This is a genomic window from Rhizobium sullae, assembly GCF_900169785.1.
GTDB lineage: Bacteria > Pseudomonadota > Alphaproteobacteria > Rhizobiales > Rhizobiaceae > Rhizobium > Rhizobium sullae.
This window is the reverse complement of record NZ_FWER01000116.1, coordinates 1-6,976: the sequence shown is the minus strand read 5'-3', so window position 1 is coordinate 6,976 and position 6,976 is coordinate 1. Positions and strand designations below refer to the sequence as shown.

5 protein-coding genes and 2 pseudogenes are annotated in these 6,976 nt (G+C 61.0%); all 7 read left to right on the top strand.

Annotated features, from left to right (window positions below):
- Positions 1–109, top strand: a pseudogene (locus BN1800_RS41030) (IS6 family transposase); the annotation flags it as partial.
- 347 nt (positions 110–456) lie between these two features.
- Complete coding sequence (locus tag BN1800_RS38705; RefSeq protein WP_027513873.1) at positions 457–738, top strand: acyl carrier protein; 282 nt, start codon at positions 457–459, stop codon at positions 736–738.
- Entirely contained in the window at positions 738–1,946 is a 1,209-nt protein-coding gene (locus BN1800_RS38700; RefSeq protein WP_027513872.1) for a beta-ketoacyl-[acyl-carrier-protein] synthase family protein, read from the top strand. The genes BN1800_RS38705 and BN1800_RS38700 overlap by 1 nt, the downstream gene beginning before the upstream one ends.
- A 455-nt stretch (positions 1,947–2,401) precedes the next feature.
- Positions 2,402–3,139, top strand: a complete 738-nt coding sequence (gene fabG, locus BN1800_RS38695; protein WP_027513871.1) for a 3-oxoacyl-[acyl-carrier-protein] reductase — start codon at positions 2,402–2,404, stop codon at positions 3,137–3,139.
- A 375-nt stretch (positions 3,140–3,514) separates the two neighbouring features.
- Positions 3,515–4,414: a sulfate adenylyltransferase subunit CysD gene (gene cysD, locus BN1800_RS38690; protein WP_027513870.1), complete on the top strand. Its 900-nt coding sequence runs from the start codon at positions 3,515–3,517 to the stop codon at positions 4,412–4,414.
- On the top strand, positions 4,414–6,315 hold the full coding sequence (gene nodQ, locus BN1800_RS38685; protein WP_027513869.1) for a bifunctional sulfate adenylyltransferase/adenylyl-sulfate kinase NodQ: 1,902 nt from the start codon (positions 4,414–4,416) through the stop codon (positions 6,313–6,315). The genes cysD and nodQ overlap by 1 nt, the downstream gene beginning before the upstream one ends.
- A pseudogene (locus BN1800_RS38680) lies at positions 6,312–6,976 on the top strand (3'(2'),5'-bisphosphate nucleotidase CysQ family protein); the annotation flags it as partial. The gene nodQ and the pseudogene BN1800_RS38680, both read left to right, overlap by 4 nt.

The window sequence follows — 6,976 nt, the reverse complement described above, 5'->3', positions numbered from 1 at the left end:
CCGAAATCTCTTCGTCCCCCCGCACCAGAAAAACTCAGCCCTCGCCATCCACATCCATCGGATCCGCTCAATGGCGCAGTGGAAAGCCGTGACCGGCGCAACCGCCTGACGTCTCACACAAGCGCCTTGTTCCGACCTTGATCAAATAACGTGACATCGCCGACGAAGGCGCTTCTAGCGCCAGCTTGCAGTATCCATCGAACGAATGGATTTCATCCAAACAATCGATTTTACCAATCTTAGCAGTTGCTACATAGCAAAGCTCCACACGCCTGGGAAGCCGGCGACTTTCTTTCGTCATCGGAGCCTACGCGGCACAGAAGCCGGAACTCCTCCGGCCCTTATAGGCATTGGCCTTGCCCAGTCGTGCAAGTCTGGTGGCAATTTTCACGATGGGGGGGCAGCCTCAGGAATTGAGCCGCGTCCACGTCGAAACACAAGCTGGAAGGCACTCGAATGGTAGACCAACTCGCAACGGAAATCATTGCCATAGTCAAGAAACGCGTCGAATCGGAGAGCGGCGAGGGAATGACCGCATCCATTGTCGGCGAAATAACGACTGCCACCGAACTGACCGCGCTCGGTATTGATTCACTGGGATTAGCGGACGTGCTCTGGGACCTGGAGCAAGCCTACGATATCAAGATCGAAATGAACACGGCCGAGGCGTGGTCGGATCTCCAGAATGTCGGCGACATGGTGGAAGCCATGCGCGGCTTGCTTGTTAAGGTGGCTTGATGGACAGGCGCGTCGTCATCACCGGAATGGGCGGGCTGTGCGGACTAGGCACCGACGCCGCTTCCCTCTGGACGGGGATGCGCGAAGGCCGCTCCGCTATCGGCCCGATTGTCAATTCAGAGCTTCATGAGCTGAAGGGCATGATCGGCGCCGAGATCAAGGCGTTGCCTGAGCACGACATTGACCGCAGGCAGCTCGTCTCCATGGATCGTTTTAGCGTGCTTGCCGTGCTTGCAGCGCACGAAGCCATGCGACAGGCCGGACTTTCCTGGGATGAAGGAAATGCCCATCGCTTCGGCGCGACAGTCGGCTCCGGCTTCGGCGGCTGGGACGCGACCGAAAAAGCCTACCGTACGCTCCTTTTGGGCGGAGCGACGCGCACCGAACTCTTCTTTGGCGTAAAGACGATGCCGAGTGCCGCTGCCTGCCAAGTCAGTATGAGCCTCGGCCTGCGCGGCCCGGTCTTTGGCGTCACCTCCGCCTGTGCTTCGGGCAACCATGCGATCGCTTCGGCGGTAGACCAGATCAAGTGCGGCCGGGCCGACGTCATGCTTGCCGGAGGCAGCGACGCGCCACTCGTCTGGATGGTACTGAAGGGATGGGAAGCCATGCGGGTACTCGCTCCGGATACTTGCCGACCCTTCTCCGCCGACAGGAAGGGCGTGGTAGTGGGCGAGGGTGCCGGTATGGCGGTGCTGGAAAGCTATGAACATGCCGCTGCCCGCGGTGCAAGAATACTTGCCGAGGTCGCTGGCGTCGGCCTTTCCGGCGATGCCTCCCACATCGCCGCGCCGGCTGTCCACGGGCCGGAGGCGGCGATGCGCGCTTGCCTTGCCGATGCCGGACTGAATGCCGAGGACGTGGACTACCTCAACGCGCATGGCACCGGCACCAAGGCCAACGATCAAATGGAAACGGCGGCGATCAGGCGCGTCTTCGGTGACCACGCTAATTCGCTGTCCGTCTCGTCCACCAAGTCCACCCACGCCCATTGCCTCGGGGCAGCGAGTGCGCTTGAAATGATCGCCTGTGTGATGGCGATCCAAGAGGGCGTCGTGCCGCCGACCGCCAACTATCGTGAGCCAGACCCCAATTGTGATCTCGATGTCACGCCAAACGTGCCGCGCGAGCGCAGGGTGGGCGTGGCCATGAGCAATGCCTTCGCCATGGGCGGCATGAACGCAGTTCTGGCATTCAGGAAGGTGTAGAAGACATGCCTCCTGAAAAGATCACCCCTTCAGGTGCTTGCGGGATCGCCGTATCTCGCCGGTGATGACCCGTTGCTGATGTAGGCTGAGGGTGCAAGTCTTAGTGCAAGCACCAAGTGAAGTCCTGTGACGAAGCATCAGATTGAGGTGATTCGCCGGTCGAAGCACGTCGGCGCTGGCCTCGACGGGAGAAGAAGCGGCACGTTGCCAGGGCGAATGTACCGGCTTCAGCGGTGGAATGAATCTCCCCTCCGAACGGCGGCTCGACGATCTAAAAGCGGTGCCGCTAAGGTACTGTCTGGCCTGGCGCGGCGCATCAACCGCGATGTCGCCGCCGTTAGTAGGCGGCACCGCTGGCGCTTGAGTGCTCGGGCGAACCAGCCCCCCGCGAGGAGTTCTGGGCGCGGCGGCTTAACCGAATTCATCAGCCTGCATGATTGAGAAGAGGATAAGACATGTTCGAATTGACCAGCCGTAAGGCGCTCGTCACCGGCGCATCGGGAGGTATCGGCGAGGTGATCGCCCGCGCGCTGCATGCGCAGGGTGCTATTGTCGGCTTGCACGGTACCCGCGTTGAGAAATTGGAGATGCTTGCCGCTGAGCTCGGGGACCGCGTCAAGCTGTTCCCAGCTAATCTGGAGCATCGTGACGAGGTCAAGGCGCTCGCTCTGAAGGCGGAGGCCGATCTCGAAGGCGTCGACATCCTCGTCAACAATGCCGGCATCACCAAGGACGGCCTGTTCGTGCACATGTCAGACGCCGACTGGGACTGTGTCCTGGAGGTCAACCTCACCGCGGTGTTCCAGCTAACTCGGGAGCTCACCCGTCCGATGATGCGCCGCCGGAATGGCCGCATCATCAACATCACTTCGCTCGCCGGCGTGACCGGCAATCCTGGCCAGACCAATTACTGCGCCTCCAAGGCCGGTATGATCGGCTTCTCCAAGTCTCTGGCGCAGGAGATCGCCACACGCAACATTACCGTCAACTGCGTCGCCCCGGGCTTTATCGAATCGGCTATGACCGACAAGCTCAATCGCAAGCAGAAAGAGACGATCATGGCGGCGATCCCCACCCGCCGCATCGGCACCAGCGCCGAAGTCGCGTCCGCGGTCGCGTATCTCGCTTCCAATGAAGCGGCCTACGTCACCGGCCAGACCATACACGTGAACGGCGGCATGGCAATGATTTGAGCACGGTCATGCGCCAGGGGAGATATTGATTTGCGCGGGCATAGCACGTCTTAAACCAGATCGGATCGGCTGCCTTGTCGCACGGAGTAGGTGCGGGGGAACTCCGCTCACGTAGAAAATTTCCGATGTGTAGAAAGCTATGCGATGGCCCAGCCTTTCCTGCGATGAGGAAAATGCGCATCGCTTCGGCGCGACCGTGGGGGCGTCGGCTTCGGCCGGCTGGGACGCGGGTGCGCGTCGCCATGAGCAACGCCTTAGCATGGGCGGCATGAATGCAGTTCTGGTATTCGGGAAGATGTATAGGGAGACGTCATTCCAAGGGAACGGCCATATAGCGTAAGTCGAATGATTACCTAGTAAACGCAAGGCGATAAATTGACTCTTATTCATCTCCGTCGGCTTGAAGCCGAAGCGATCCATGTCATTCGAGAAGTCGTTGCAACATTCTCTAACCCGGTCGTGCTTTACTCGATCGGCAAGGACTCCTCGGTATTGCTGCATCTGGCGATGAAGGCGTTCTACCCCGCCAAACCGCCTTTTCCATTCCTGCATGTAGACACCAAATGGAAGTTTCGGGAGATGATCGAGTTCCGCGACCGGATGCCGCGAGAGCTCGGCTTCGATCTCCTCGTTCACGTCAATCAGGATGGGGTGGACCAGGGCATGGGTCCATTCACGCACGGCTCGAACGTGCACACCCACGTCATGAAGACGATGGGGCTCCGGCAGGCGCTGGAGAAATACGGTTTCACCGCGGCTCTCGCAGGTGCGCGGCGGGACGAGGAGAAGTCGCGGGCCAAGGAGCGCATTTTCTCCATTCGCAGTCTCCAACACGGCTGGGATCCGACGCGCCAGCGCCCGGAAATGTGGAAGACCTACAACACGCGCGTCGGCCAGGGGGAGACGATGCGTATCTTCCCGCTCTCCAACTGGACCGAGTTCGACATCTGGCAATACATCCTGCGCGAGGAAATCCCGATCGTGTCGCTCTACTTCGCGGCCCGGCGTCCGGTCGTCAAGCGTGACGGCATGCTGATCATGGTCGACGATGAGCGGATGCCGATCCAGCCGGATGAGAAGGTTCTGGAGCAGCAGGTTCGCTTCCGGACCCTCGGCTGCTATCCGCTGACCGGAGCGGTCGAGTCCGAGGCCGCCACGGTTCCGGACATTTTGCGGGAAATGCTGACGGTGCGAACGTCTGAACGGCAGAGCCGCCTGATCGACACGGATGAAGTCGGGGCGATGGAGAAAAAGAAGCGGGAGGGCTACTTCTGATGTCGTATGTTCAATCCATACCGCCGCATGACATTGAAGCACATCTGGCCCAGCACGACCACAAGTCGATCCTGAGATTTTTCACTTGCGGCTCGGTGGACGATGGAAAATCGACCCTTATCGGGCGCCTGCTCTACGACGCGAAACTGATCTTCGAGGACCAGCTCGCCAATCTCGGGCGCGTCGGCTCTCCCGGTGCCGCAAACGGCAAGGAGATCGACCTTGCCCTGCTTCTCGACGGGCTCGAGGCAGAGCGCGAACAGGGCATTACCATCGACGTCGCCTATCGCTATATCACGACGTCCAAGCGCAAGTTCATCGTTGCCGACACGCCCGGCCACGAGGAATATACGCGCAACATGGTGACCGGCGCTTCGACGGCGGACCTCGCCATCATCCTGATCGACAGCCGGCAGGGCATCCTCCAGCAGACGCGGCGCCATTCCTACATCGCTTCGCTGCTAGGCATCCGCCATGTCGTGCTGGCCGTCAACAAGATCGACCTCGTCGGTTTCCAGCAACAGGTCTACGAGGAAATTGTCGCCGACTACATGGTTTTCGCGAAAGAGCTCGGCTTCGCCAGCATCCGTCCGATCCCGATTTCGGCGCGGGACGGGGACAACGTCATCTCGGCTTCCGCCAATACGCCCTGGTACAGGGGGGCGGCGCTGCTGGAATATCTGGAGGCGGTCGAGCTGGATCCGATGGACCAGGCGAAGCCATTCCGCTTCCCGGTTCAGATGGTCATGCGGCCGAATGCGGATTTTCGTGGCTATGCCGGGCAGATTGCTTCCGGCCGAATTTCGGTGGGCGATCCGGTCGTCGTGGCAAAGAGCGGACAGCGCACGTCGGTCAAGGCGATCGTCAACTATGACGGCGAGCTTGCGACGGCGGGGGAGGGCGAGGCGGTAACGCTGGTGCTCGCCGACGAGGTGGATGCCTCGCGCGGCAATATGCTCGTCGCCCCCGGTGCCCGCCCTTTCGTGGCGGATCAGTTCCAGGCGCATGTGATCTGGTTCGACTCGAGCCCGATGTTGCCGGGACGAAGCTACATTCTGCGAACGGAGACCGACAGCGTCAGTGCCATGGTTACCGCGCTCAAGCACCAGGTGAACATCAACAGCTGCATCCGCGAGGCCGCGAAATCGCTTCAGATGAACGAAGTGGGTGTTTGCAACATCTCGACGCAGGCGCCGATCGCCTTCGATGCCTATACGGACAACCGGGCGACGGGCAATTTCATCATCGTCGACCGCGTGACGAACGCCACCGTCGGCGCAGGGTTGATCGATTTTCCGCTCAGGCGCGCAGACAACGTCCACTGGCATGCGCTCGAGGTCAACAAGAGCGCGCGCAGCGCCTTGAAGAACCAGCTCCCGGCCGTGCTCTGGTTCACCGGGCTCTCCGGCTCGGGAAAATCGACCATCGCGAACGAGCTCGACAGGATACTCCACGCCCAGGGCAAACATGCCTACCTGCTCGACGGCGACAATGTACGCCACGGCCTGAACCGGGATCTCGGCTTTACCGAAGAGGACCGGGTCGAGAACATCCGCCGCGTGGCGGAGGTGGCCAAGCTCATGGCCGATGCCGGTCTGATCGTGCTCGTGTCCTTCATCTCACCGTTCCGCGACGAGCGGCGGATGGCGCGGGAATTGATGGACGAGGGCGAGTTCATCGAGATCTTCGTGGATACGCCGCTCGACGAGTGCGCACGCCGCGATCCGAAGGGCCTCTATGAAAAGGCGCTCGCCGGGAGGATCGCGAATTTCACCGGCGTATCCTCACCTTATGAAGCCCCGGAAAACCCGGAACTTCATATACGCACCGTCGGCCAGGAACCGTCCGATCTGGCGCTTGCGATCGAGGAATTCCTCGAGCGGAGGATGGAGAGCAAATGACGGCCTTTTGCGAAATGCTCGAGCGCATAGCGCTCGACGCGGCCGCGGCGATTATCGAGGTCTACGACGCAGGTCCCGAGGTCTGCTACAAGGAGGACCAGTCGCCCGTCACGGAAGCCGACGAGCGGAGGCAATGATTCTGGAGGGACTTGCGGCGGCGTTTCCGCAGATCCCCGTGGTTGCCGAGGAGTCCGTCTGCTCCGGCCGCGTTCCGGATATCAGCGGCGGCACGTTCTTTCTCGTCGATCCGCTGGACGGCACGAAGGAATTCATCAACCGCCGTCACGACTTCACCGTCAACATTGCCCTCATCGAGGGCAATGTTCCCGTAGCCGGCATCGTTTATGCCCCCGCGCAGCGCTGCGCCTATGTCGCCGACGGCGGTAGAGCGGAGAAGCTCTTGCTCGACGCGGCGTGGGGGCTCGAACACCGCCAGCCATCCGCGTGCGCATGCGGGGTGCCGAACTGACGGCGGTCGCAAGCCACTCGCATAACAGTGCCAAAACCGAAGCCTTCCTTACGGGCCATGGCGTCATGAACTAAGCTTCCGGCGGCTCGTTGCTCAAGCTCTGCCTTTTGGCGGAAGGGGCGATGTCACGTTATTTGATCAAGGTCGGAACAAGGCGCTTGTGTGAGACGTCAGGCGGTTGCGCCGGTCACG